At 62.0% G+C, this 25823-nt stretch carries 19 protein-coding genes; 5 read left to right on the top strand and 14 right to left on the bottom strand.

Annotated elements, in window-relative coordinates:
- Positions 1 to 20: 20 nt before the first annotated feature.
- From ACSQ3Q_RS03375 to ACSQ3Q_RS03365, 3 genes are all read right to left on the bottom strand, one after another.
- On the bottom strand, positions 21 to 1217 hold the full coding sequence (locus ACSQ3Q_RS03375) for an MFS transporter (RefSeq protein WP_436136930.1): 1197 nt from the start codon (positions 1215 to 1217) through the stop codon (positions 21 to 23).
- 249 nt (positions 1218 to 1466) lie between these two features.
- A complete protein-coding gene (dtd, locus tag ACSQ3Q_RS03370; RefSeq protein WP_436133000.1) occupies positions 1467 to 1928 on the bottom strand; it encodes a D-aminoacyl-tRNA deacylase in 462 nt (153 codons plus the stop codon).
- Positions 1925 to 2872, bottom strand: a complete 948-nt coding sequence (locus tag ACSQ3Q_RS03365) for a cation diffusion facilitator family transporter (RefSeq protein ID WP_436132999.1) — start codon at positions 2870 to 2872, stop codon at positions 1925 to 1927. The genes dtd and ACSQ3Q_RS03365 overlap by 4 nt, the downstream gene beginning before the upstream one ends.
- Before the next feature lie 111 nt (positions 2873 to 2983).
- On the opposite strand from ACSQ3Q_RS03365, the gene ACSQ3Q_RS03360 reads away from it, so the two are divergent.
- The 4 genes from ACSQ3Q_RS03360 to ACSQ3Q_RS03345 all read left to right on the top strand — a co-directional run bounded on the left by ACSQ3Q_RS03360 (position 2984) and on the right by ACSQ3Q_RS03345 (position 6689).
- Entirely contained in the window at positions 2984 to 4567 is a 1584-nt protein-coding gene (locus ACSQ3Q_RS03360; protein WP_436132998.1) for a sensor histidine kinase, read from the top strand.
- Positions 4564 to 5193: a response regulator transcription factor gene (locus tag ACSQ3Q_RS03355; protein WP_436136929.1), complete on the top strand. Its 630-nt coding sequence runs from the start codon at positions 4564 to 4566 to the stop codon at positions 5191 to 5193. Before ACSQ3Q_RS03360 ends, ACSQ3Q_RS03355 begins: the two co-directional genes overlap by 4 nt.
- A gap of 261 nt (positions 5194 to 5454) precedes the next feature.
- Positions 5455 to 5952 carry a GlcG/HbpS family heme-binding protein gene (locus ACSQ3Q_RS03350; protein WP_436132997.1) on the top strand — a complete coding sequence of 166 codons (498 nt, stop codon included), beginning with the start codon at positions 5455 to 5457 and terminating at the stop codon, positions 5950 to 5952.
- 44 nt (positions 5953 to 5996) lie between these two features.
- Positions 5997 to 6689, top strand: a complete 693-nt coding sequence (locus tag ACSQ3Q_RS03345; protein ID WP_436132996.1) for an ankyrin repeat domain-containing protein — start codon at positions 5997 to 5999, stop codon at positions 6687 to 6689.
- A gap of 241 nt (positions 6690 to 6930) precedes the next feature.
- Here the strand turns inward: ACSQ3Q_RS03345 and dbpA are convergent, their stop codons facing one another.
- The gene (gene dbpA / locus ACSQ3Q_RS03340; protein ID WP_436132995.1) at positions 6931 to 8349 is read right to left on the bottom strand and encodes an ATP-dependent RNA helicase DbpA; all 1419 of its coding nucleotides are present in this window, start codon (positions 8347 to 8349) and stop codon (positions 6931 to 6933) included.
- A gap of 94 nt (positions 8350 to 8443) precedes the next feature.
- Here dbpA and ACSQ3Q_RS03335 point away from each other — a divergent pair, with 94 nt between their 5' ends.
- The gene (locus ACSQ3Q_RS03335) at positions 8444 to 10522 is read left to right on the top strand and encodes a putative bifunctional diguanylate cyclase/phosphodiesterase (RefSeq protein ID WP_436132994.1); all 2079 of its coding nucleotides are present in this window, start codon (positions 8444 to 8446) and stop codon (positions 10520 to 10522) included.
- Positions 10523 to 10759: 237 nt separating this feature from the next.
- Here the strand turns inward: ACSQ3Q_RS03335 and ACSQ3Q_RS03330 are convergent, their stop codons facing one another.
- The 10 genes from ACSQ3Q_RS03330 to ACSQ3Q_RS03285 all read right to left on the bottom strand — a co-directional run bounded on the left by ACSQ3Q_RS03330 (position 10760) and on the right by ACSQ3Q_RS03285 (position 25283).
- Positions 10760 to 11161, bottom strand: a complete 402-nt coding sequence (locus ACSQ3Q_RS03330; RefSeq protein WP_436132993.1) for a hypothetical protein — start codon at positions 11159 to 11161, stop codon at positions 10760 to 10762.
- A complete protein-coding gene (locus tag ACSQ3Q_RS03325; protein ID WP_436132992.1) occupies positions 11158 to 12588 on the bottom strand; it encodes an RHS repeat-associated core domain-containing protein in 1431 nt (476 codons plus the stop codon). The genes ACSQ3Q_RS03330 and ACSQ3Q_RS03325 overlap by 4 nt, the downstream gene beginning before the upstream one ends.
- 80 nt (positions 12589 to 12668) lie before the next feature.
- Positions 12669 to 13169: a hypothetical protein gene (locus tag ACSQ3Q_RS03320; RefSeq protein ID WP_436132991.1), complete on the bottom strand. Its 501-nt coding sequence runs from the start codon at positions 13167 to 13169 to the stop codon at positions 12669 to 12671.
- On the bottom strand, positions 13150 to 17877 hold the full coding sequence (locus ACSQ3Q_RS03315) for an RHS repeat-associated core domain-containing protein (protein WP_436132990.1): 4728 nt from the start codon (positions 17875 to 17877) through the stop codon (positions 13150 to 13152). Before ACSQ3Q_RS03315 ends, ACSQ3Q_RS03320 begins: the two co-directional genes overlap by 20 nt.
- 10 nt (positions 17878 to 17887) lie before the next feature.
- On the bottom strand, positions 17888 to 18991 hold the full coding sequence (locus ACSQ3Q_RS03310) for a hypothetical protein (RefSeq protein WP_436132989.1): 1104 nt from the start codon (positions 18989 to 18991) through the stop codon (positions 17888 to 17890).
- A gap of 136 nt (positions 18992 to 19127) precedes the next feature.
- Entirely contained in the window at positions 19128 to 20312 is a 1185-nt protein-coding gene (locus ACSQ3Q_RS03305; RefSeq protein ID WP_436132988.1) for a DUF2169 family type VI secretion system accessory protein, read from the bottom strand.
- An 18-nt stretch (positions 20313 to 20330) separates the two neighbouring features.
- A complete protein-coding gene (locus tag ACSQ3Q_RS03300) occupies positions 20331 to 21635 on the bottom strand; it encodes a hypothetical protein (RefSeq protein ID WP_436132987.1) in 1305 nt (434 codons plus the stop codon).
- A gap of 61 nt (positions 21636 to 21696) precedes the next feature.
- The gene (locus ACSQ3Q_RS03295; RefSeq protein ID WP_436132986.1) at positions 21697 to 22185 is read right to left on the bottom strand and encodes a hypothetical protein; all 489 of its coding nucleotides are present in this window, start codon (positions 22183 to 22185) and stop codon (positions 21697 to 21699) included.
- Between the two features lie 81 nt (positions 22186 to 22266).
- Complete coding sequence (locus ACSQ3Q_RS03290) at positions 22267 to 24600, bottom strand: type VI secretion system Vgr family protein (protein ID WP_436132985.1); 2334 nt, start codon at positions 24598 to 24600, stop codon at positions 22267 to 22269.
- Positions 24601 to 24800: 200 nt separating this feature from the next.
- Complete coding sequence (locus ACSQ3Q_RS03285; RefSeq protein WP_409882931.1) at positions 24801 to 25283, bottom strand: Hcp family type VI secretion system effector; 483 nt, start codon at positions 25281 to 25283, stop codon at positions 24801 to 24803.
- Positions 25284 to 25823 lie beyond the last annotated feature (540 nt).

Here is a 25823-nt window from a genome sequence, read left to right as displayed (position 1 = left end):
TCCTGGGACGCCGGCCGCGATCACGCGGCGCTGCGCTGTAGCAAGGGCGAACGCGGCAAGAAGCGAAACGCGGTCGACGCTGCAGCCAGCATGCACGCGATGCAGATCATGACGGCCTGGTACGGCTCATGGCCGTGGCGCTGGGCCCAGGCGGCCAGCAGGCCCGTGAGCCACTGCATCAGTGCCACACCCATGAACATGGACATGGTGTACAGCGACAGCGCACGCCCCGTCATCTCCGCGGGATACGACGAACGCACGTCCGCGTACTGCAAGACGCCGTAGCCGGACAGCAGCCCCATCAGGAGGATGAGCACGACATTGGCCGCGGCATGGTGCAAAAAGGCCATCAGCAAAAACAGGCCGCCCATCAGCAATGAAAAATTGGTGATCCACCGGCGCCGCCGCGCGGGGCCCGGGTCCATGCGCCCGAACATCGCGGGCATGAACAGCGAAATCAACGACAGCACCAGCGCGACGTTCCCGCTTTCGATCAGCGAGAACCCATACCGCCCCATCAGCAAGGGCCCCAGCCACAAGCCGCGCAATGCCAGAAAGGCCGCGTAGCAGCACATGCCCAGTATCAGGATGCCCCAGGTGTGCGGCACCTTGAACAGTGCGCCAAAGCGCCTGGCGGCCTGTGCCCAGGATTCGCGCGGGCGCTCCGCCGCCTGCGGCAAAGCGGGTTCGCGCACACGCAGAAAGATCAGCAGCCACGACAGCAGCGACAGTGCCGCCAGCGCTGCAAAGCCTGTGCGCCAGCCCCAGTGCTGGACCATCCAGGCCAGCGGCGTGCCGGTGAACAGCAGTCCCAGGCCACCCAGGCCCATGCCCAGGCCCGAAAAGAAGGCAAACCGCTGCGCGGGAAAGTGGCGCGAGATAAAAACGGTGCTGGCCAAGAAAGCGGGCGAGCAGCCCACACCGATGAGCAGTTGCCCGAGCATCAGCCAGCCATAGCTGGGCGCAAGGGCCGACACCGTGGCGCCCACCACCGCCAGCGGAAACGCCGTCAGCGCGGTGCGCCGCAGGCCATACAGGTCCATGCCGATGCCCATGAGCAGCTGCGCCACCCCGAACGACAGGCCAAACAAGCCAGCGAACGCCCCCAGCGAATCCGGCGAAATGCCAAAGTCGGCCTGCAGGCCGGTGGCGATGATGCTGGTCACGGTGCGGTAGGCCTGGCTCAGCGCAAAGGCCGACAACAGGCACACGTACATGACCCACAAGGCACGGGGCGGCGGCGGCAGATCGGGGGGCACAACAGTAGCGGTGGCTTGGGTCACGAGGGGATTGCGACAGAGCGCGGAGGGGGAGTGGCGATGGCGCTGAGAAGGGGAGAGCGCTCGCCCGAGCCTACAGAATTTGCAGCGCTCGCGCCGTCGCAGCGTGGACACCCCCACGGTCGACTCCGAGCAGTTGGAGCGGCAGGGCGGCGGGCGACAGACCGAAGCGCGACGCCAGCAAACTCAGCCGCCGACCGCAACCGCAGGCGCAATCCGCAGCGGTATCGTGATGGGCCCGTCATTGACCAGGTGCACCTGCATGTCGGCAGCGAACTGGCCGGTGGCCACCTGCGGGTGCGCGGCGCGGGCCCGGGCCACCACGTGGTCGTACAGGCGGCGGCCTTCGTCCGGTGCTGCAGCCTGGGTGAAGCTCGGGCGGTTGCCGCCCGTGGTGTCGGCGGCCAGCGTGAACTGGCTGACCAGCAGCAGGCCACCGGCGATGTCCTGCACGCTCAGGTTCATCTTTCCGCCCGCGTCGGAAAAGATGCGCAGCTTCAGGATCTTGGCGAGCAATTTGTCGGCCTCCAGCTCGGTATCACCGCGCTCGGCGCACACCAGCACCAACAGGCCCGCGCCGATGGCGCCCACCGTGCGGCCTTCCACCTCCACGCGCGCTTCGCGAACGCGCTGCAAGACACTGATCACTTCACTTCATCCTTCGGGTCGTCAAAATGCGCTTCCACATCGGTGGGCAGCAGCTCGATGGTGGCACGCAAGCTCGGCACGGCGGCCATCAGCGCGCGTTCGACCTGACCCCGCAGTTCGGCGGCGTGCCCCAGGGTCCAGTGGGCAGGCATGTGCAGATGCATGTCCACAAACTGGCGCTGGCCCGCACGGCGGGTGGAGACATGGTCAAAGCGTACCGCGCCGGGCGGCTGGGCTTTCACAAACTGGCGCAGGGTAGCGTCGATGGTGGTCTGCACTTCGGGCTCCACCGCGGAATCCATAAGCCCCTGGGACGAGCGCCAGACCAGCTCCACGCCTTCCTTGAGGATATTGAGCGCCACGGCGATAGCCGCCACGGCATCGAGCCATAGCCAGCCGGTGAAGGCCGCGCCGACGATGCCCACCAGCACGCCTGCCGAGGTCCACACATCGGTGACCAGATGGCGAGCATCGGCTTCGAGCGCAATGGAGCGGTGCTCGCGCGCCGAACGGAACATCACCCAGGCCAGCAACCCGTTGAGCGCCGAGCTGATCACCGACAGGCCCAGGCCCCAGCCGATCTGCTCGATGGGCTGCGGCTCCACCAGCCGGTGCCCCGCTGCCCACAGGATGCCGGCCGACACGCCCACGATGAGAATGCCCTCGAACCCCGACGAAAAGTATTCGGCCTTGTGGTGGCCGTAGGGGTGGTCGTCGTCGGCCGGCCGCGCTGCCACCGTCACCATGGCCAGCGCAAACATGGCACTGGCCAGGTTCACGAACGACTCCATCGCATCGGACAGCAACCCGACCGAGCCCGTCACCTCCCAGGCCAAGGTCTTGAGGGCGATGGTGACCACCGCCAAGGCCACCGACGCCCAGAGCAGGTTGCGGGGCTGCAGCCAGAGGTGGAAGGCGGAAGATTGTGGCGGGGGCGAGGACATGGACTGCGCGTATCAAGGCCCGGAGGGCCTGGCCCGGAATTACACCAGAGCCACCTTAAGCAACGCTTGCGCACGGGTGGCCACGCCCACCCCCATGCCAGAATCGGCCTCATGACTCAGGCATGGCGCCGCCACATCGCAGGACTGCATCTCGCCGGGCTGGTGCTGTGGGCGCTGCTCGCCTGCTCGGGCTCGGTATGGCTGGCATCCGCGCGCCTGCAGCAACTGCACGCGGCCTTCGAGACCGATGCCCGGATCGTGCACCGCCTGCTGAGCCAGCGCGTGGTGCAGCACGATGCGGTGATGTCCACCCTGGCGCTGCTGCAGCCCACAGCAGTGCAGGGCGCGCTGCCCGATGCCGGCGCCACCTCGGCAGCCGCCGCCCTCCCCCGACTGCCGTCCGTGTACCCGCAGATCCTGTCGGTGCTGCAGCGGCCGGCAGACGGCGCCTGGCCTGCTGCGCTGCAAGCCTCGTTAGCTGCAGCGGAGGCCGCCTCGCGCCGCTCGGGCCACCCCGAGATGGCGCTGCCGGACCTGCCCGCCGGCCGGTTCTACCTCGTGCTGGCCAGCACCCCGTCCAGCCACGCACTGCAGATCGACCTGCGCGCCACCGTGCCACAGGACGAATGGCCCATGGACATGGCCACAAGCCCGGTGCGGGTCACGCTTGAACACGGCGGCGCGGCGTTTGTCGTGCAGCCAGGGCGGCTGCCCGACGGCCTGGGCTGGTCATACGAATTCCACAAGGTTCTGGCCGCGCCCAGCCAGCCGCTGGATGTGGTGGCGCAGCGCAAGGTGGGCTGGGCCGAGCTGCCGTGGTGGGCCATGCTGGGCTGGTGCGTACTGACGGCCGCGCTCTGGGGCGGCGGCATGGCCTGGTGGCGCCAGCGCGTGGCGCGCCAGCGGGCCGAGGAGCTTCTGCGCCTGGGCCAGGTGGCGCGGCTCAACACCCTGGGCGAGCTCGCCGCCGGCATGGCGCACGAACTGAACCAGCCGCTCACGGCACTGCTGTCGAGCACCCAGGCAGCGCAGCGCCTGCTGGCGGACGACCCGCCCGACCTTGGCACCGCGCAGACGGCCATGGCGCGCGCGGTGGAACAAGCGCGCCGCGCCACGGCCGTAGTCGGCCGCCTGCGCCGTCTCGTCGAACGCCCGGACCTGGCAGCGCAGGCCCAGCCACTGCCCTTAGCTGCGGCGGTGCAAGACGTGCTGCACCTGCTGGAGCCTGAGATCGCGCAGCGCGGCATCCTGCACACGGTGTCCGTCGCACCCGATCTGGCCGCGGTGCTGGCCGAGCCCGTGGCCCTGCAGCAGATCGTGCACAACCTGCTGATGAATGCACTGCAGGCGCTGGACCAGGTGCCGCCCGCCGAACGCCAGCTGGCGCTGCGCCTGTGGATGCCGGACGCCGCGCATGTGGCGCTGTCGGTGCGCGACCACGGCCCGGGCGTGCCGCCTGAGGCGCGCGCGCACTTGTTCGAGCCGTTCTACACCACGCGCTCGGGCGGCCTGGGGCTGGGCCTGACGCTGTGCGAGAGCCTGGCCCAGGCCATGGGCGCGAGCCTGGTGCTGGCGCCCGGGGTTCCGACCTCGACCGCCGCGCCAGAACGGGGTGCAGAGTTTGTACTGACCTTGCCCGCAGCGCCAGACACGCAGCCCGCAGCACCCGCGCCTTGGACACCGCCTCCGCCATGACCGACCACGCCACTTCGCTGTCCCCGCTGATCCACCTCGTGGACGATGACGCCGCCGTGCGCGAGAGTCTGGGCCTGCTCATCAGCACCGTGGGCCTGCGCGTGCAGACCTGGTCCGACCCGCAGTCGTTCATGGCGGGGTTTGACCGCGCCAGCATCGGCGCCATCGTGCTCGATGTGCGCATGCCCGGCATCAGCGGCCTCACGGTGCTGGAGCAGTTGCTGGCGCAGGGTGTGGACCAACCGATGATTTTGCTGACCGGGCACGGCACGGTGGAGATGTGCCGCCGCGCGTTCAAGGCCGGGGCGGCGGAGTTTCTGGAAAAACCCGTGGATGACGAAGTGCTGATCGAAGCCCTGCAGAACGCTGTGCGCCAGCATGTGCGCTCACGCGAACGCCACCAGGCCGACCAGCAGGCGCGCGAGCGCTTTGCCCAGCTGTCAGCCCGCGAGCGCGAGGTGCTGGGCCTGATCGTTGAAGGGCTGACCAACAAGGAGATCGGCCGGGCGCTGGAGCTTTCGCCCCGCACGGTGGAGACGCACCGCGCCAACCTGTTTGGCAAGCTCGGGGCCGAGTCCCTGGCGCAACTCATCCGGCGGTATGCGGCGCTGGTGGATGCGCACTGATGCCCACGCTTGCGCATCCCAGCGAATCGATTCAACAAACCGATCACGCTGAGCCTGCCGAAGCGCCGCGCCATGCTTCGACAGGCATAGCACGAACGGTTCTTGGCTGAGGGGTGCGCAGGGACATGGGCGGCGTGCCACTGCGTAGTTCTACGGAGTGCCGCGCGTAGCCGCACGAATGGCTGAAAACAGCGGCGTTTTCTACAGTTCTCCCACGGCGCCACAACCGGTGGCACCGACACCACAACACCGGAGAACACCATGCAAAACCGCCTCGCCACCGTCGCCGCCCTCACCCTTTCGCTCATCGCCAGCGCCGCAGCCCACGCCGAAGGCGTGCGCACCGAAAAGAACATCTCGCTGGACCTGGCCACGCAGATCGCCGCCCAGACTGTGGCCACCTGCACCTCCAACGGATACGCAGTGACGGCCACCGTGGTGGACCGCGCCGGCACCGTGCGCGCCGTGCAGCGCGCCGACAACGCGGGCCCGCACACGCTGGAAGCCAGCCGCCTGAAGGCCTACACCTCGGCATCGGCGAAGAACACCACGCTGGCGATCATGGAAGGTTCGCAGAAGAACCCCGCTGCTGCCAACCTGGGCCAGATCCCCGGCTACCTGCTGTTGGGCGGTGGCGTGCCGGTAAAGGTGGGCAACGAAGTGATTGGCGCTGTGGGCGTGGGCGGCGCGCCCGGCGGTCACCTGGACGAGCAATGTGCCGTGGCGGGCATCGCCAAGGTGCAGGACCTTTTGAAGTAATTTTCAACACGCAGCACCACGCACCCACCCCGAAGGAGACACCTATGAAGCACTGGAACCTTGCATTCGCGCTCGCCGCAACGCTGGCCTGCGCGGGCCCCGCCATCGCCCAGGTGCCTCCGACGGCCGCCGAAGCAGCGGCTTATCAAGGCCTGCATGCTGCTGCTGCCCGGGGCGACCTGCCCGCTTTGAACAAGCTGATGGCCGCAAAGGGTGATCTGAACGTCCGCGACGCGCACGGCCGCACGCCGCTGCATGTGGCTACGTACGCACGGCAGGCTGAAGCGGTCCGCGCCCTCGCCAAAGCCGGCGCCCAGCTGGACCTCTTGGAAAACGACCGCTACGACGCCGTGACCATTGCCGCCGTGGCCGACGACGAGGCCACGTTGCGGCTGCTGCTGCAATTGGGCGCCAGCGCCAAGCAGGTGACCAGCCGCTACGACGGTACCGCCCTGATTGCGGCCGCGCACCTGGGGCACGACGGCGTGGTGCAGCAGCTGATTGCCGCCGGCGCTCCGCTGGACCATGTGAACAACCTGCACTGGACAGCACTGATCGAATCCATCGTGCTGGGCAACGGCGGCCCGCGCCACCAGGCCACCCTGCAGGCCCTGCTGCAGGCGGGTGCGAGCCATGCGCTGACCGACCGGCAGGGCAACACGCCACGGCAACTGGCGCGCCAGCGGGGCTTTAACGAGATGGTGCAGATGCTCAGCGCGGCAGGCGCCAAACGCTGAGCGCAGGCACAGATTCAAAATTGATAGCTGCTAGTGCTTACCAGGCAAGCGCTGGCGGCCAATTTCATTCAAATTCTCGACCTGCAGCCTTTGAAGATCGGGTGAGTTCGCAAGGGTGCAATCCGACACCCGCCCCACACAAAAGCCGCGGCATCGGGTAATGCGGTGCACTCGACCTGCCGCCATTTACTACAAAATTAATAGCTACCAGCGCTTGATAGATAAGCGCTGGCAGCCAATTTCATTCAAATTCCTGGTTCCCCGTCACCAGCCGTGCCTTCACGGTCTTGCCCTTCACGCGGCCCTGGTTCAGGCGCTGCGCGGCCTGCGCGCCGATGGCACGGTCCACCGCCACGTAAGTCGAGAAGTCGTTCACGTTGATCTTGCCGATCTGCTCGCGGGTGTAGCCCATCTCACCGGTCAGCGCGCCCAGCACGTCGCCCGCGCGGATCTTCTCCTTGCGGCCGCCGATGATCTGGATGGTGACCATGGGCGGCACCAGCGGGCCGCTGCCCGTCGGCGTGAGGTCCGCCACCGGGAACCAGCGCGACTCGCGGCCCTGCAGCACTTCGATCTTGCCGACAAAACCCATCTCGTCCAGGCTGGCCAGGTTGAGCGCCAGGCCCTCGGCATCGCCCCGGCCCGTGCGGCCGATGCGGTGGATGTGAATTTCGGCATCGGGTGTCACGTCCACATTGATCACGGCAGCCAGGTTGGCAATATCCAGCCCGCGCGCGGCCACATCGGTGGCCACCAGCACCGAGCAGCTGCGGTTGGCAAACTGCACCAGCACCTGGTCGCGCTCGCGCTGCTCCAGCTCGCCGAACAGCGCCAGCGCGCTGAAGCCCTGCGCCTGCAGCACGCCCACCAGGTCCCGGCACTGCTGCTTGGTATTGCAAAAAGCGATGGACGACTCAGGCCGGAAGTGGCTCAGCAACTGCGACACCGCGTGCAGGCGGTCGCTGTTTTTCACCTCGTACCAGCGCTGCTCGATCTTGCCTTCGGCATGCTGGGCCTGCACCGTGATCTGCACGGGCGACTTCATGAACTGGGCGCTGAGCTTGGCGATGCCCTCGGGGTAGGTGGCCGAAAACAGCAGCGTCTGGCGCTCCTTGGGGCACTGCTTGGCCACCACCACGATGTCGTCGAAGAAGCCCATGTCGAGCATGCGGTCGGCTTCGTCCAGTACCAAGGTGTTCAGGGCCTCCAGGCTCAGGTGCTGGCGCTCCAGGTGGTCCATCACGCGGCCGGGGGTGCCGACCACGATGTGCGCGCCATGCTCCAGGCTCAGCGTTTGTGCGCGCAGCGGCACGCCGCCGCACAGGGTCACGACCTTGATGTTCTCTTCGGCCCGGGCCAGGCGGCGAATTTCGGTGGCCACCTGGTCGGCCAGCTCGCGCGTGGGGCACAGCACCAGGGCCTGCACGGCAAAACGGCGGGGGTTGAGGTTGGCCAACAGGGCCAGGGCAAACGCGGCGGTCTTGCCGCTGCCGGTGCTGGCCTGAGCGATCAGGTCCTTGCCCAGCAGCGCGGGCGGCAGGCTGGCCGCCTGGATGGGCGTCATCGTGGTGTAGCCCAGCTGCTGCAGGTTGGCCAGCGTGGCGGGGTTCAGGGCCAGCGCGCTGAAATCAGTGCTGGCTTGGTTTTCTTTGGAGGTCATGGGCCGATTATCCGGCCCGGGGTATCCGGGCAACTACCTTACGCATGCGTCAGGTGTATCGGATATAACCAAACGACAAGCATCGGGTGGGGACATGCCAGATTCAATCAACGCAGCCAACGGGCCGGGCCAGGGGGGCTCCAGCGATGCGTTGCTGCGCCTCATCGCCGATTCCGTGCCCGCGTTGATGGCGTATTTCGACCTGCCCGGCCTGCGCTGCCGCTTCGCCAACCAGGGCTATGCCGCCTACAACGGCCACACCACCGAGTCCATCCTCGGCCTCACGGTGGAGGAAGCCATCGGCGAGAAGGCGTGGCAGGCCATCCAGGCGCATGTCGAGCGCTCCACCCGCCGCGAACACGTGAAGTACACCCGCGAGCAGACCCTGCCCAACGGCGAGGCGCGCATGATCGAGGTCAACCTGATTCCGCACTTCGACGAACATTCGGAGCAATTGGGGTCGTTCGTGCTGATCACCGACATCACCGAGCGCTGGCGCGCGGAACGCCAGGTGCGCCAGAGCGAAGAGCGCATGCGCAAGTTCACCGAGGCAACGGAAGAAGCCATCGTGTTCCACCGCGACGGCATCATCACCGACGGCAACGAAGCGCTCACCCGCCTGACCGGCTATGCGCTGACGGAGGTCATGGGCGTCTCGATCTTCCATTTCATCAATCCCGAGTGGCGCGCCATCGCGCTGGACTACACCCGCAGCGGACGTGAGGACCCCTACGAAGTCACCATCCGCCACAAGGACGGCCATGCCATCCCGGTGGAAGTGGTGGGCAAGACCATGCCGCTTCACCACGCGGACTACCGCATCGTCGTCGTTCGCGACATCACCGCGCGCAAGCAGGCCCAGGAGCGCGAGGCCTTCATCGCGCTGCATGACACCCTCACGCAGCTGCCCAACCGGCATTTCCTGATGGAGCAGCTGTCGCAGGTGCTGTCGCTGGCGCGCAGGCGCCACGGCCGCGCGGCCGTGCTGTTCATGAACCTGGACCACTTCAAGACGGTCAACGACTCGCTGGGCCACCACGCGGGCGACCAGCTGCTGTGCAACGTGGCCGAGCGCCTGCGCCAGGGCGTGCGCGATGCCGACGTGGTGGCGCGGCTGGGCGGGGACGAGTTTGTGGTCGTGCTCACGGATGTGCAAAACGCCGACGACGCCGCCGCCGTGGCCGACAAGCTGCTCGCCTCCATGCACGGCGTGTTCACGCTCGGCCAGGTGCCGCTGACGGTCTCCCCTTCGATCGGCATCAGCCTGTTTCCTGAGCATGCCGCCACCGGCGACGCGCTGCTGCGCTGCGCCGACGCAGCCATGCAGCACGCCAAAGAAAGCGGCCGGGGCAACCGCCAGTTCTACCAACCCAGCATGGAACCCAGCGCCATCGACGTGCTGCAGCACGAGCGCCTGCTGCGCGAGGCCATCACCGAGAACGCCTTCGTGCTGCATTACCAGCCGCAGATCTGCCTGGCCGACGGGTCCCTGATGGGTTTCGAAGCGCTCGTGCGCTGGCGCCACCCCCAGCGCGGCCTGCTGGGGCCCGACGAGTTCATCACCTTCTCGGAATCCCGCGGCCTGATCACCCCGATCGGCCGCTGGGTGATGCGCGAGGCCTGCCGCCAACTCAAGGAATGGCAGGACCAGGGCCTGGCCATGGTGCCCGTGGCGGTCAACCTGTCGGCCCTGGAATTCCGCCAGCGCGACGTGGCCGGCGAGATCGCCGCAGTGCTGGCCGAAACCGGCCTGGCGCCCCAGTACCTTGAGATCGAGCTGACCGAATCCGTCCTCATGCACCAGACCGGCCAGGCGCTGGACACGCTCAACACACTCAGTGCGCTGGGAGTAGGCATCTCCATCGACGACTTCGGCACCGGGTACTCATCGCTGGCCTACCTCAAGCGCTACCCCATCGACAAGCTCAAAATCGACCGGTCCTTCGTCGTGGACACCCCGGGCAACGTCGACGACGTCGCCATCGTCACCGCCATCATCCAGATGGGCCGCAGCCTGCAGCTCAGGACGGTGGCAGAGGGGGTGGAGACACCGGAACAGGTGGAGCTGCTGAAGGGGTTGGGGTGCGACATGATCCAGGGGTTTGTGGTGTGTGTGCCGCTTGAGAGGGAGGCTATGTTGCGATGGCTGCGGGGCGTCAGGCCCAGACAGTGAGCTGACGATGCGCCAGCGGCGAGGCGGCTGACTCCACGCCAAATGCCCAGGAACTTCACGTCCCATAAATGGTTTGTTGCTGACATCGTTTGGCTCTGCATGCGCTCGCTTCTTAACCATGACCCTTGCAGCCCCCAAATTAGCAGTCTCCTACGCAACACGCCTCGGAAAAATACCGCTGAATCTTCTCAGCCAGCATCATGATTCAAAACAACCTCTGCCAATGGCGCTTGAGTTCTACTCCAAGAAAACAAGTTCACCTCCATGATATTTCTCCATCACCCATTGCTCGCCTCCAAATATCCAAACATCCCAATCTTCGCACACAACTTCATTCGAGTAATTTTTCAAAAAATCAATTTTACATTTAATTGATGAAACCTCCGCATTTCCCCATACAACCTCAACCTCGCCACTCAGAGATTTCTCATTTATCAAATTACTCACTATCCTCGCAGCCTCATCGTCATTATTAAATTCATATATTTCCTTTTTCGACCTAGAATCATGATTGATCCTCCCCCAGGAATGAATCTTCAACCCCCTATTTGTTATCATTTTTTCCAAATCAACATCCAAATAAACTATGTTGAATTCACCTTTTAAGGCATCTGTGATAAATTTAGGCGAGTTTTTCATGTGTTTCTCTTGAGGAGCTTTTCAAAGGTTTTTTCATTTCCTCGAAATTTAATTGCCCATTTTTTTGCGCAAGCCCCCTTCCCTACCTCTACATTAATATGAGGGCCTTTTGTCGGATCATAGTCAAGCCGCATTCTTTTAAATTCTCCATCTTTACCCATACCAGTAAATCCTGTTCGCCTTCCTTTTCCGGCACCCAATCTTCCCGTTTGCGGGGCTCTGGTACTGGGATCAATAGAGCCCATCTTCTCTAAAGCAATATTTCTAGCCTCTTCATATGATTTTGCTTCAATTTCTATTTCTTTTTTCGGTACCGCGGGACAGGATGGATTTAGGCCCAGTGGATCAACCCAATTCGTCGTGTTCGTCGCGAACGCAAACAAATTAATATCACCATACAGTCCAATCGGATCCTGTGACACGAACCGACCTACCGCCGGATCGAAATACCTGAAGCGGTTGTAGTGCAGCCCCGTCTCTTCATCAAACTGCTGCCCCTGAAAGCGGAACGGCTGCTCGACCAGCGGCGATGCCGCCGCATCACAAGGTGATGATGAACCCGATGCGCCTACGGGCCAAGCGCTGCTACCCCGCGCAGGCCCACCATCAGTGCCGGTTCTGGGCCAATCCAGTTTTCTGAGTTTGGCCTCCCCCCACACCTTGTAATCCGCCGCCCAGGCAATGTGGCCTCGCTCGTCAGTCAACTCCTGCGGCGACCCGATCTGATCGCACTGATACCAGTAGGTTTGCTCGCTGGCGGCGTCGTTCGCAGCCCCTTGCACGGTCGCCAACGGAATGAAGCTGTCAGTCTCGTAGACATACAGCGCTTGCTTGACCCCACGCTGGCTGTGGATCATCAGATCGCCATCCCACAGGTAGCATGTGCTGCCAAAGGCGTCGCTCTTGCTCACTCTGCGGCCCAACGCGTCGTAGGCATACCGAGTGGTTTGGCTGACTCCGTGGCGCGTGCTTGTCGATTCGATCAGCTGGTGGTCAGCATTCCAGCGCAGTTCGACTACTTCCTGGTGGCCCGCTTTCTGGTTGCCCCGGGTGCGACGGATCACGTTGCCGTGTACGTCGTATTCAAAGTGCAGGTCCTGATAGAACCGCAGCCGGTTGTCGAAGATGACACCTTCGCCCGTTCTGCCCGGGCTGGTGCTGCTCTCGGGTAGCAAATTCCCCGCCGGGTCAAACGCGAACAGTTCGGCGTTGTAGCTGCCGGGCGTTCTGCCGCCCTGCAATGCACCAGGTATTGCCGCCAGGATGCGGCCGGTGGGGTCGTAGCGGAAGTCCTGGCGACCTCGCAGGCTGTCGGCACGCACCACCAATTGGCCTGCCGTGTCGTAGGCATAGGCCCTCTCCAGCAATGCAGAGCCAAGTGTCTGCCCGCGCACATCGACTGCAGGACCGCTGCCAGCTTGTGCCACGCGGTGGCGTGTGAGCCGCCCCGCAGGGGTCGCATCTGCTACTTTAGGTGCAAGCCTCGTTACCCAAGTTCATTGTTGAACTAACCTCTCTTAGGAGTTCGAGGACAATTTATGACAAACTCAGCCAACCTTTCACACAGCCTGTCACCGCCTAAACTATAGCAAGTTGAAATTACAGAATCAAAAAATAGACTGGCCCCATACTCATCGAACATCGCCAATTCTTTTTTTGAGAGGCAAACAACTGCCAACCTCAACATATCTCTATCAGCACCTTTAAGCTCGTCACAATAGCTCCAAATCAAATTAGCACGCCTTTCCTGCTCAGCAGAAAAACTTCCATCAATGTAATTTTGGCATGCCAAGATACAGTATTCAACTTGATCTTTAACCTCAGCAGAAACATGGAACTTAGAAGACCATTCAGGCGACAGAACGACATCCCTTAAGAATACCCTCAACAAATCCAAAGCCAATTCAAAATCAATCGCATCAAAATCTACATTTTGATTTAGATCCCTATATATCTCAAAGTATTTTTTTTTAAAATCTGTTTGAATATTATTTGAGCTTGCAGTCATCTTTTATACCCAATTGCTCTTGAACATGTGAACATGAGGGACAGGCAGACATCGGCCGCATCTTCCCATCCCTACGCCAGACTTTTGAAACAGAGTCTTTCATAAGTACTTTTAGCTGCTCCAAAGTAGTTACTCCTGCAGCATTCGCGGCTTTGCTCATCGCATCAGCCTCAGCACAATGCCCGTGATATGGAGATCTAGAATTCCCGGGTACTTTGTCGTAAGCTTCTTTGACCGCTGGATTATTAATCCCGCCCCCTCCCTCTCCAGTACTTAAGCCTGTTTGCTGCCCTCCCGGTATATTAGGCGAACTGATTGTTCCTTCTGCTCCAGCAAGGCCCAGCGGATCTATCTGAATTAGCGGGTCTGTTGCATAACGAAACAAATTAAAACCACCCAATAAACCAATTGGATCTTGAGAAGCAAACCGACCAACTCCTGGATCGTAGTACCTGAAGCGGTTGTAGTGCAGCCCCGTCTCTTCATCAAACTGCTGCCCCTGAAAGCGGAACGGCTGCTCGACCAGCGGCGATGCCGCCGCATCACAAGGTGATGATGAACCCGATGCGCCTACGGGCCAAGCGCTGCTACCCCGCGCAGGCCCACCATCAGTGCCGGTTCTGGGCCAATCCAGTTTTCTGAGTTTGGCCTCCCCCCACACCTTGTAATCCGCCGCCCAGGCAATGTGGCCTCGCTCGTCAGTCAACTCCTGCGGCGACCCGATCTGATCGCACTGATACCAGTAGGTTTGCTCGCTGGCGGCGTCGTTCGCAGCCCCTTGCACGGTCGCCAACGGAATGAAGCTGTCAGTCTCGTAGACATACAGCGCTTGCTTGACCCCACGCTGGCTGTGGATCATCAGATCGCCATCCCACAGGTAGCATGTGCTGCCAAAGGCGTCGCTCTTGCTCACTCTGCGGCCCAACGCGTCGTAGGCATACCGAGTGGTTTGGCTGACTCCGTGGCGCGTGCTTGTCGATTCGATCAGCTGGTGGTCAGCATTCCAGCGCAGTTCGACTACTTCCTGGTGGCCCGCTTTCTGGTTGCCCCGGGTGCGACGGATCACGTTGCCGTGTACGTCGTATTCAAAGTGCAGGTCCTGATAGAACCGCAGCCGGTTGTCGAAGATGACACCTTCGCCCGTTCTGCCCGGGCTGGTGCTGCTCTCGGGTAGCAAATTCCCTGCCGGGTCAAACGCGAACAGCTCGGTGTTGTAGCTGCCGGCCGCTCTGCCGCCCGGCAATGCACCAGGTATCGCCGCCAGTATGCGGCCGGTGGGGTCGTAGCGGAAGTCCTGGCGACCTCGCAGGCTGTCGGCGCGGGCGATGAGCTGGCCTGCCGCGTCGTAGGCATAGGCCCTCTCCAGCAATGCAGAGCCAAGTGTCTGCCCGCGCACATCGACTGCAGGACCGCTGCCCGCTCGCGCCACGCGGTGGCGTGTGAGCCGCCCCGCAGGGTCGTACTGGTAGCTGCTGGCCAAGTGGCCCTGGCTGCGGCCTACTTCGCGGTGCAGTGCATCGCGCTCGATGTCTGCAACGACCTGGTGTGCGCCGTCCTGCCCCGGCTGCGCGATGTTGATCTGGTGCAGGTGGCCAGAGCCGTAGAACAGCCAGTTCAGCGTGCGTCCATCAGGCAGCGTGGTGTCCGTGCGGTTGCCCAACGGGTCGTAGCCGTGGTCCAGTGTGCGCACCAGATGGTTGGAGGGGGGACGGCCTGCGCGGTTTGGGCTGGAGCCACCCTGCCCGATCAGCGTTTGGGTTTCGCTGATCAACTGGCCCAACGGGTCGTACGCAAAGCGCAAGTGAGCTGCGCCGTTGTCGGCCTGGGTCAGGCGGCCCAGTGCATCGTATGCATAGGTGGTTTCTTGCGGGGAGATCTTGCCGGCATCGTTCCGCTCGGCGTGGGCTCGCTTGGTCAGCAAACGCCCCAACGCATCACGCTCAAGCTGCGTGACTTTCCCCGGCCCCGCTTCGCAACCGCCCACCTCAATGACATGGGTGAGTTCGCCTGCCGGGTTATAAACGTAGCGTTGCCAGCGGCCATCGAACCCGATTTCGTCCGTGAGTTGATCGCGCAGATCGTATCGAAAGGTAGTTTGCGCGCCGTTCTCGTTGACGAGGGCGATGAGCCGCCCGCCTGCGTCGTAGTGGTAGGCCAGGGTTCGGCCTGCAGCGTCCATTCGGGTGAGCGGCCGGCCATCCCCGTCGTAGGTGTAGCGGGTGGAACCACCGAGTGGGTCAGTGTAGGCCAGCAGTTGGCCTTCGCCGTTCCATGCGTACTGGTGCACGACTGGCGCGCCGTTGGCTGTATCAGGCTCGCTCACACGCACGAGGCGCCCCACCCCATCATAGTGGTACTGCGTGGATTGGCCCAATGCATCCGTGCGCACGGTCAGCTGGCCCAGCGGGTTGTATTCGAACCTCGTGGTCCGCCTGGAGCAGTCGGTATAAGCAGTGAGGTTGCCAGCCTCGTCCCAACCCAAGGTCTTCTTGCCGCCTTTGGCGTCGATCACCTCGACAGGAAGCCCACGCTTGTCGTACGAGTAATCCGTGGTTTGTGCCAACGGGTCCATCACGCGAATCAGGTTGCCCTGGTCGTCATACTCGCGCAGCCACGCATGGCCCAGCGCATCTTTGAGGCTGACCACCAAGTCCAGGTGGTTGTAGCTCAACTGGGTGCTGTGGCCCAGGGGGTTGATCAGCTGCGTGAGGTTGCCACGCTGGTCGTACAAGTAGGTGGTGCGGCGGCCCATGGGGTCCACCGAACCGCTGGGATTTGCGTTGGCATCCAGGGGTGTCTGAATGCGGGTTTCTTCGGCTGTGCCTGCAGCCACGACAGTGGAGATGATGTTGAATCGCTCATCCCAGTGATAACGGGTGACGCGATTCAAGCCATCACGGTGCAGCGTGACGCGCTGCTGAGGCCTGTATTCAAAGCGGTCGTCATCCTGCCCGGGCACGGGTGCGTCGGCGCACCAGGATCGCAGCACGCGGCCTTGCGGACCTTCCTGGTCATACTGCGCAAAAAACCGGTGCCCACTGGCTTTGCGATAACCCACCAGCACACCAGAGCGCCATGCATATTGGCGGTATGGCTCGCCGGCATGATGGGTGGCAATGAGCTGGCCCTCTGAGTCGTACTGGTAGGTGGCCAGGGGGCGGTATCGCTCCTGCTCCATCAGCTCGACAGACACGATCCGGGCGCTCCGCGCAGCGTCCTCGTGCGCCTGGGTATCGCCGCTGTCAGCATCGCCTGTTGAGGCCCAGCGCAGGCGCAACTCGCGCCCAGCACTGTCGATCACACCCACCAGCCGCGCGACTACAAAGGGGTCCGCAGGCGCTGGCATCTCGGCCGCCGCCGGGCCATACAGGTTTGCGCTCCAGGTACGTCCGGCGCCCGCGTGTTGCAAGGCGCCGGGCGCAGACCATAGCAGGCGCACTGCGTTGCCGTTGCGGTCGCTGATGCCGAAGAGCTGAAGCCGCCACTGCTCTGGACTGGCGCGACGGTAGTGGTGGCTCAAGCCGCCCTTGTATTCGATCACCCAGGCGTTGTCGCTGGGGTGGTGAAGGGTGAATTTCTCAAATTTGTGGAAATGGGTTTGCCCCACAAGCACGTGGGGGAGTTCGATGTATCGGCCTTCGTCATTGACATGCACCATGCCTTGCGCACTTAAGCGCAGTTCCACGGCAAAGGGATGGGTCCAGCCCTGCCCCCAGGGACTTGCTTCTCTATGGCCAGAGCGGTAGCGCCGTCGCCACTGGATCGGAATGGGCCCTGGCAACTGGAAGTCGATTTCGTCCAGAAGTTTCTCGCCGCTCGAGATGATCACCGGCCGAGGCAGGGCGCATTGGTCGCATGGGCCTTTCCCATGCTGGCTTTGGTCGCTGTTTTGGGGTGTCTTGGATTTGTCGTTCTGGTCGGTGGACTTGGTACTTCTTTTCCACTTCTTGCCAGCAAGCGCGGCAAGCAGTGCCATGCCACCACCCACCATCCACGCTGCTAGGCGCTTGCGGGCCGCCTCCTGTTGATCGGGGGTCATAGGCTTGCCCCAGTCTTTCATGATGTCTTGCAGCTCAGCGGTCGCGTCCACAGCAGCTTGGCCCATCCCAATCACGCGGTCAGCCGCCACGGCTCCGCCTACCACTTGGCCAATCACCGGTACGCCCTGCACGGCTGTAGCGGCCATCGAGACAGCAATGCCTGTGTAAGTAGAAGGATCCTTGAGCATGGCCATCATCTGCTCAACTTCTTCCAGCGCCGCGCCTTTGAGGTGCTCGGCTGTCATGCCTCCAAGCACGTCACTGCCGTTCTGGATTGTCTGAGCCAGAGCGGGGGAGAGTTGGGTCAGGATCGCATTGGTGAGCGTGGTCACGCCGTGCACCACCATCTCCCCGGCTTCCTGGGTTACGGTTTTGACAAAGGTCTGGTAGCGATTGACTTTGTCGGCCACATTGGTGAACAGACCCACCAATACGGTTACCGGGTTATGAAGACCCGTGTCCATCGCACCATAGCGATTGACGACTTCTGTGCCGTGCTCTTTGATGGTGCCCAGCGGTATGAACAGCTTGGCGCTGCTGTTCTTGTGCCAATCAGTGCCCGGTTTGCCTTTGGTCTTGAGTTTGACGTTGGCTGCCGGGTCAAAGGTCCATGCGCTGGCGACCTGGCTGACTTCGCCATTACCGCCGCTGAAGATGTGAGTTCCCATTGAATTCTCTTCAGGGTTTTTTGTTTAAAAATCGGGCCGAGAAGGTTCTGGCAGTCTCGACGTGACTGCGGCGTTGCAGGCGGTTTTGTTGTTCTATGGCCGCCAGGGTCTCGTCGTGGATGGTTTTCTCTATCGCCACTGCGGCCGCAAGCTCGCCCGCATCCAGTGCCCAGCTGAGAAACGAGTTAGGTGCGGTTTTGTCGTGGCGCAGTCGCTGCGCGGCCAAGGCCCAGTGCACAGCACCAGTGGCCGCACCAATTTGGCCCAGCACCGTGGCGGGCTGCCATTCGCCAGGGTTTTGTCCTTTCAGGACACGTGCCGTCGCGGCAATTTCAGCGGACGCACGCCATGCAGAGCCGTCGCTGTCGCTGAGTGTGTTGCCCACATGCTCGGGCTTCCATCCTGCTTTGCTCAGGGCGTCTTGAAACACCTGGGTCAGGCCATCGGGGTCGGGCTCGCGCGTGATGTCACGGTGGGCAAAGGAAGATCGAGCCACGGCGGGAGGATGCAACACCAAGTGCGGCCCATCAGAAGCCGCGGTGTTGGGAACACGGCGCAACCAAAGTGCTGCAGCGGCTTCGCCTGGCACAAACCCTTCTTGATTCCTGTCAGTGATCAACCGGGCGGCGATCGCCTCGGGCTGCAGCAGAGAAAGGTCCATCCAACTGTCAGCGGCCAGAAGCAACGCGGCAGTTACGTGGGGGTCGGCCCGATTCAACAGCTCCAAGCCTTCGAATGCGGCAGTGTGGCTTGAATGACAGACGCTTAACGGAAGTTCCGAGAGTGCATTAGCTTGCTGTGCGCCCCGTTGCTGCCGTACCAATTCCAGACTCTGTTTCCACAAGGTCTGGCCCTGATCAGCACTGAGCCACACTGGCAAGGCCAGAACAATCATCTGAGGCCAGGGCTCCCGTAAAACCGTGGTGAGAGGTGCAGGCGCCGCGTTTGATAGGCTTTGAGCACCAGTGAGCATGTCAATCAAGGCCGCGCCCAACAGGCGAGTGATCCGACGCGACGCCAGCATTGCATCGCCGGTTGCATTGGATACGCTGAGGGCAGATTCTTCAGGCCAACGACCCGCCACCTCTGGGCAGGCTGAAGAGGTGATGGGCACATCGCCCAGTCCAGGTACAGCGGCCTTTCTAAACCGCTTTTGCAGACCAACCCAAGACGCGGCGGATTGCCATGCGCTGCTGCCCACGGCCGTGACAGCTCCGGCGTGTTCGATCCGCCAGAGGTTAGCGGGCGGACTACTCACGCGTGCAGGAATTGAAACTTGGGTCATGAAAAGTGAATCCCATCAAGGGGGCTGGAGCCTTCGGCGAGCGAGCATGCGCAAATAAGCTGATGGCCCCAAGTTTTTCGAGTGGAGGAAGAGGCATCTGGCAGCGCCAAACGAGGGTGGCCGTTAGGCAGGCGGCGTCAAGGACGACGGTGTCCCAAGTCAGCTCCTGAACAGGCAAGCGCGTACCGCCAGCGGTTTCTGGGGAAGCGCTTATTGCGATGGTGGGCCACCTGAAGTGCAGTTGGGCTTCGTCGCCCATGTTGTGCAAAACCAGAGCCTCGCCCGCCACGGGCATTACCTTCAACTGCAGCGCGTCCGGCGCGGCGTTGTACTGTCGCGGGTCTGAATCGACCGGCGGCTTTGGCAGCCGCTGCTGCTCCCATTGGTTGTCGTAAGAGCCTTGCAGAGCACGACGGGGAAGGTGGTGCACTGGCACGGTACCCAAAGCGACGGGCTCCGGTGTGTCTTTCCAATGCCGCAAAGGATCAAGGGTCGATTCGACCCAAGGCAGCGGCGCACCATTAGCCAGTTCGCGTTGCAGGTGGTAGCCCATCCCGGAAGGGTTTTGCTCGAACGAAGTGGTATCCCCGTTGGCCTGCAGAGCTTGGCCTCCGAATGCGAAGCGTCGAAACAAGGGAACGCGGCGCACTGGATCGACATATTCGGCCACGGGGTCACCCAAGCCGCCAAGGCGGGCCATCCAGCGTCTTGGAGCATGGGCACGCAGTTGGATCAGACGCTGAACTTGCTGCCGCTCGTTGACATGGTCGACAGCAGCTTCCGTCTGCAAGAAGGCTTGACGATCCGGGTGGTTAGCCCACGCATTGACGATGACGTCGAACTGCGGTTTGGGCGGACAGAAATCTGATTCGTGCTGCGCCCAAGGCTGGGCTGGCAATTCGCGAACGATCTCGGCTTGCATCTTGCTCAAGGCCATGCCTTGACTCAGCTGGTGGAGCGATTCCAGTGGCGGGACCCGAAAGATCGGCATTTGTTGGTCATAGGTCGCCAACGAGGGAGAGTCGGTTGCAGAGTTGCCGAGCGTCCAAGTGCCTTTGACCACAACAACCACGCTGTGCTGACCATCCCCCGAGGTGTGAGGGAAAAGGTCGGCGTGAAATGGGGTATGGTTGATCAAGAAGCCCGTCATAGATGTGTCAGACGCGCGTTAAAAGGCGTCATCTTCGGCTTCCAAACTGCGCAGGAGTAACAGCGACTCAACCGCTTCCATTTGCCGCATCGCAAGGTCCTCATGCGATAGCGCAAATGGGTACCCGGTTTGGTGGGCATGAGCTACATACAACCATCTACGAAGTGCATGGCTGAGATCAAAACACTCATCGAGCAGGTGCTGAGCTTTTAGAGGCTGGCCGTGGCGCAAGCGAATTGGCGCCAACGCCCACAGGCGTTCTTTAACGGAGGCATCGGTCCAGGAGGTGATGTGCTCAGGCTTCAAACCCGCACAACCGTTGGCTGAAAAGACGCCACAGGCGAGTCCCCGCATCGCCAAGCGGCGTGTGGTTTGGTCACCCAACGCGTTGCTCAACTCACCAGGGACGTGCCCGAAGACCAAACGAACTACGTCTTGCTCAGAACCATTGAGGGCGCGGTCCAAGCTATCGAAATGCGCCAGGACTGGCAGGAGACCATCGATGTGGCCTGCCACCGCCACAACGCGCAAGGCGGTGTCGGTGGGGACGCGCAGACCTTTGATCACCCCATTGAGCGCTTGTTGCGGATCGCGCGCCGCCCAGATTGCCATAGCGGTGTCGACCACAGACGCCCACGCGCCAGGGTGACTGGCTTCGGTCGGTCCATCGGATGCAGTAAGCCTTTCTATGTACCGGTGTAGCTCCGAATGGACGAGGCTTTTTCCTATGCATGCGAGCACTTCCAGAATCGGAATTTGCCGGGCCAGATCGTGGCCATGCAGCACCTCTTTGATATGTCCTTCGGCGTTTTCTGGAAAGTGGCCGATGCGGGCGCAGGCAAGCAAACATTCGTCTGTGTGAATACCCCGGTTGGCAGCCTCGTAAACCTGTGGCAATAGCTGGGGCAAGCTCATGCGCCCGGCCAACTCCACACCGAGGCGGACGAAGCTCAAGCCGGCGTCTTGCAGCAGCGCAACGCAGGTGCTTGAGTTTCCGAAGAACCACAATGCATCTTTGATGGCCACCGGGAAGGTCGTACCGTAATGGGCGAGGACGCGTCTTTTATCGGTCGCCGAAACCTCCAACATTTGGCTCAGCGCCACGTGCACGAAGGCAAAACCCACTTCCTCCTGACGAGTGACTTTGGGTGCGAGGCTCTGCAGGTCCTGCAACAGCGCCGGTCCGTAGTAGCGCGCCGCGTGCATCAACGCCTGAAGTCTCTGGTCAACCGCTTTAAGACCGCGCAGACTCAAACTAGAGGCCAAATTGCCTGAACGGCGAGCGTATGCGCGGATGGCCGATCCCAGTAGTTGTTCAGCCAACCGGGGAAGTGGCGTTGGAGGCGTTAGCTGTTGCTGCAGAATCTGGGAAGCAGTTGCATCATCAGTTGAGCTCAATCGATCCACCTTCAATACGATGTGTTTCGATAGCCGCAGAGGTGATGCTTTGACCGCGCAGTTCCATGACCCCATCGCGGGTGAACTGCATCCGAGCTTCGCCGCAGTTGAGCAGCACGCTGTTTACCGCGCCAAGCTCAAGGTTGTTCGCCGCGAGAGCCAAGGTGCCGGTACTGCGATCAAAGTGCCAAGGAGGCGTTATTGGTGCCCCAGGTGCGGGCCAAGCAGCAATGACCAGGGGAAGCGATTCCGTACCCGGATCTGGCTTTACTGGAGCTTCTGGTGCTTGATCCTGCGCCACCACTACTGCCAACAAAACCGTCTGACCCTCCACAAGACCGGGTATGTGCGACGCGAGGGCCGCATAAAACTCTGAACCGTCGTGGAGAACGACGACTTGACCATCGTCTTCAAGCCGAGCCACGGTCGCTGAGGTGAACCTGCACGCCGGATTGGGAGCCATGGCAACGGCCATGGATGGAGTGACTTTGGGTCGAAACAATGCTGTCATCTTGGTGGTCGCCTAGTGATATGAAAAGTGAGTCCGATGTATCGGTCAGTTTTCGTTGATGGCACCCGACAATGTGGTGACATCGCTCGACCCGATGAGGTTGATGCTGTTGCCATTGACGGTGATAGTTCCGTCGGCTTTAAGGGTGAGAGTGCTGCTGCCAACATTCAAGTTGATAGTCTCGGCGTCCATGGTGATGCTGGAGCCACCCCCTCCACCTCCACCGTCCCCACCCGATGGCGCGACTACGTTCATTGGGCCGCCGGCACCTGCTGCTCCTCCGCTTGCGCTACCTCCACCCACTGTCAGGGCGTATTTGGTTCCCACAGCGGTGCTTTGGTCGTTGCCCACTTTGGTGGTCTGTGTCTTGCCCACCACCGTCGCCATGATCGCGCCCACGTTCAGGTTGTAGGCCACGCCCACGTTTTCCATCCGACCCACGCCCACGTTCTGCATGTAGGCAATGCCCACTGTCTCGGTCTTGAACTTACCCACCTTGACGGACCAGTTGCTGCCGATCTGGTCTTTTTCGTTCTTGCCCACCATCTTGGTGCGGTTGATGCCGATCTTGAAGGTCTGGTTGTCGCCGATGTCCACGGTCTCATTGTGGTCCACCCGCTCCTTGCGGTTGCTGTGGATGGTGATGATCTCGTCGCCATCGACCTCTTCCGTGCGCCAGCCATGCACGGTGATCTTCTCGTTGCGGTCCACCGTCTCGGTGCGGTCCCGGTGGATGGTGTTGGTCTCGTCCCGGTCGATGGTCTTCTTGCGGTCGTTGCCCACCCACTTTTCTTCATCGTTCTCGACTTCGGTGAGCTGGTCTTTCTGTGCGTGCAGCCACAGCTGCTCCTGCCCGGCCTTGTCTTCAAAGCGTAGGGCGTTGGCGTCACCCGGGCCGTTCTTCATGCCAGCGCCCGCGGCGCCTCCTTTGCTTGATCGCGTCAGGATGCCGCTTTGTGTGGCGTTGCCCGGCAGGCTCCACGGGGGCATGTTGACGGCGTTGTAGACGCAGCCAGTGAGGATAGGGTAGTCAGGATCGCCGTTGAGATGGTCGATGATGACTTCCATGCCGATGCGGGGAATGAACACGGCGCCAAACTGCGGGCCGGCCCAGCTGGTGGAGACACGCACCCAGCAGCTGGAGTTCTCGTCCATGGCGCCGATGCGGTCCCAGTGGAACTGCACTTTGACGCGGCCGTACTTGTCGGTCCAGATCTCTTCGCCGGGCGGGCCCACTACCACTGCAGTTTGCGGGCCGCGGGTGCGGGGCTTGGGGGTGGTGCGCTTTGGGCGGTAGTCTGTGTTAGTGGGCTGTGCCCGCATCACAAATTGCTGAATGGAGCCTGCCTCTTGCGTGTTCTTGGTGGACGTGGCGCCACCTACCTTGCTGCTGCTAACTTCGGGGTTTTCTTCGAAGTGGTAGTGCACGCTGAGCACCAGGTACTGGCGGTTCTGGTCTTCGCGGGGGTAGTTTTCCAGGTTGATGGTGTAGCCGGGGGCGAGGTTGCGCCTGTTGGCGCGGCCCAGCACGCGGTTTTGCTTGGCCAGATGTTCCTGCAGGCGCAATTTGGCGTAGGTCTCGCCATCGGGGAACTCCGTGTAGCCGCCGGGCCATTCGTAGATTTCGTATTTGTCATGCTCGTGCCCCGGTGGGTTTTGGCGCATGTTAGAAAGGTCGGCACGCGGCTTCTTGAAGTCGTAATCGTCGTTATAGTGGCGACCCGGCTGCACTTCCTGGGTCAGCTCCCAAGCGTGAAAGTGCTCCTTTTCGGCAACGGCCGCCTTGCCGGGCGGATAGAACGGTATGACGTGGCCACCCGGCAGCGGGCTGTGCGAGCCCACGATGTCGTCTGCCAGCACGAGGGTGTGGCTGCCGGCGCTGTGCGTGAAGTAGTAGTACGCGCCTTCGTGCTCCAGGAGGCGCGCCACGAAGTTGTAGTCGCTCTCGCCATACTGGGTGCAGTAGTCCCACGTGCGATAGGTGCGGGTGAGTTTCTTCTCGATGGCAAAACCGTACTTTCCCAGCACTTCCATGATGATGTCCGGCACAGTCATGTGCTGAAAAATCTTGAAATCGGTCTTGCGCGTTGCCACCCATAGCCAGGGACGCAGGCGCATCTTGTAGGACCCCCAGCGGTGGTCCTGGCCCTGCATGCCAAAGTGCGTGACCAGGCCGCTGAGGTAGCGTTTGCCCAGCCCTTCGATTTCCACCACCACGCTCGCGCTCTTGCCCAGCAGTGCCTTGGGGTCGATGCTTTTGCTTTGGCTCACGAGGTCGATGTCGAGCGAGTAAAGCTCGCTCAGCGTCTCGGTGCCGTCGAGTTTGCGAAACTGCAGTTGTTCGCCCAGCGGGGTTTGGATAGTGACGCGGCGGGTCATGGCAAATGGGGAGTGTCTTGGCGGTCACCAGTCACAGCCGCACTGAGGGAGTGCAACGCGTGGCGCCGGTTCAGCTGGGTGAAGTCGGTGGGCCTGCCGTCAAGCGGGCAAAAAAGAGCCGCATCCGTAGACGCGGCTCTTGGGATGCGCAGGCAGCGCCGCGCATCGAAGAAAGCAGTCAGGGGGCGAAACCCCGGCAATCAGGCTTCCTTGTTTTCCTTGATGCTGAAGCCCATCTGGCTCGTAGCACCCTTGCCGCCCTGCGAGGTCTGCTCGGAGTACTCGGTCTTGATCTTGGCAGCCTGGAACGCGTAGTTCACCACCACGGTGTCACCAGAGCTGGTACCGCTAACGGTGACGTTGGTCACCATGACGTCGGTCAGCGTGATCTTGCCGAACTCGATCTGCGTGCCGCCGGCCTTGCACATCGAGATTTCCACTTGGCCCAAATGCTTACCTGTGGCGCAATGCTTGAGCACGGCGGGGTAGCACTTGTCGATGTTGGCAACGATGTTCAGGTTCTGAAAATCCGCCTTGCCCGCACCGGCACCGCCTCCGCTGGCCATCGAGTGCGGCTGGGTCACGCCCCAGGTGAACGACTCGACGTCGGTCCAATCCTTGTGCGCCGCGTCTTTCGACTCGCCACTAGCACCTTCCACCTTCATAAAAATTGCGACTGTCATCAGCTACCTTTCTTGGTTCAAAAAATGCAACCGCCCTGCAACGGGCGACGCTCACCTTGCCCCCTGCAACTACGGGGATCTACAAAAACACTTGGTTGAAGAAACAGACTCGAGCACTTCGCAGTGCGTGGAAACGAGCGGGGCCCACCGCCAAGTTGGCATAGGTACGTCCTCGAAGCTCCGATTGAAATGCTTGCATCGCTCCCTCCCTCATGAACTTATTTGCGGGCGGATGTTACGGGTGCTGCACAGATAAAAGGGTTTCAAGTGACAGCAAATGAGCGCGCACGGGCAACATTGGAAACAGTCTGTGTCTATGCCCTTAAAGCGGGGTTTTGTGACGTCTTTTGCAATTTCCACACGGTAGACTCGCCCGCGCTTTGATGACGGAACCGACCACGCTACGAACCCAGGTTGGGCGATCAAGCATCACAAGCGCTGCGCCGATGGCGCTCCGTGCAGACTTCGATACGGAACACGGGATTGACGATTTTTTGCAACGACAGACTGGCTAGTTTCGGCAGTCTGCAACAAGCCACG

This window comes from Acidovorax sp. LjRoot129 (assembly GCF_964253765.1).
Taxonomy (GTDB): domain Bacteria; phylum Pseudomonadota; class Gammaproteobacteria; order Burkholderiales; family Burkholderiaceae_C; genus Acidovorax.
Note: the sequence above shows the minus strand (reverse complement) of the source record. Positions and strands in the feature narration are given on the sequence as shown.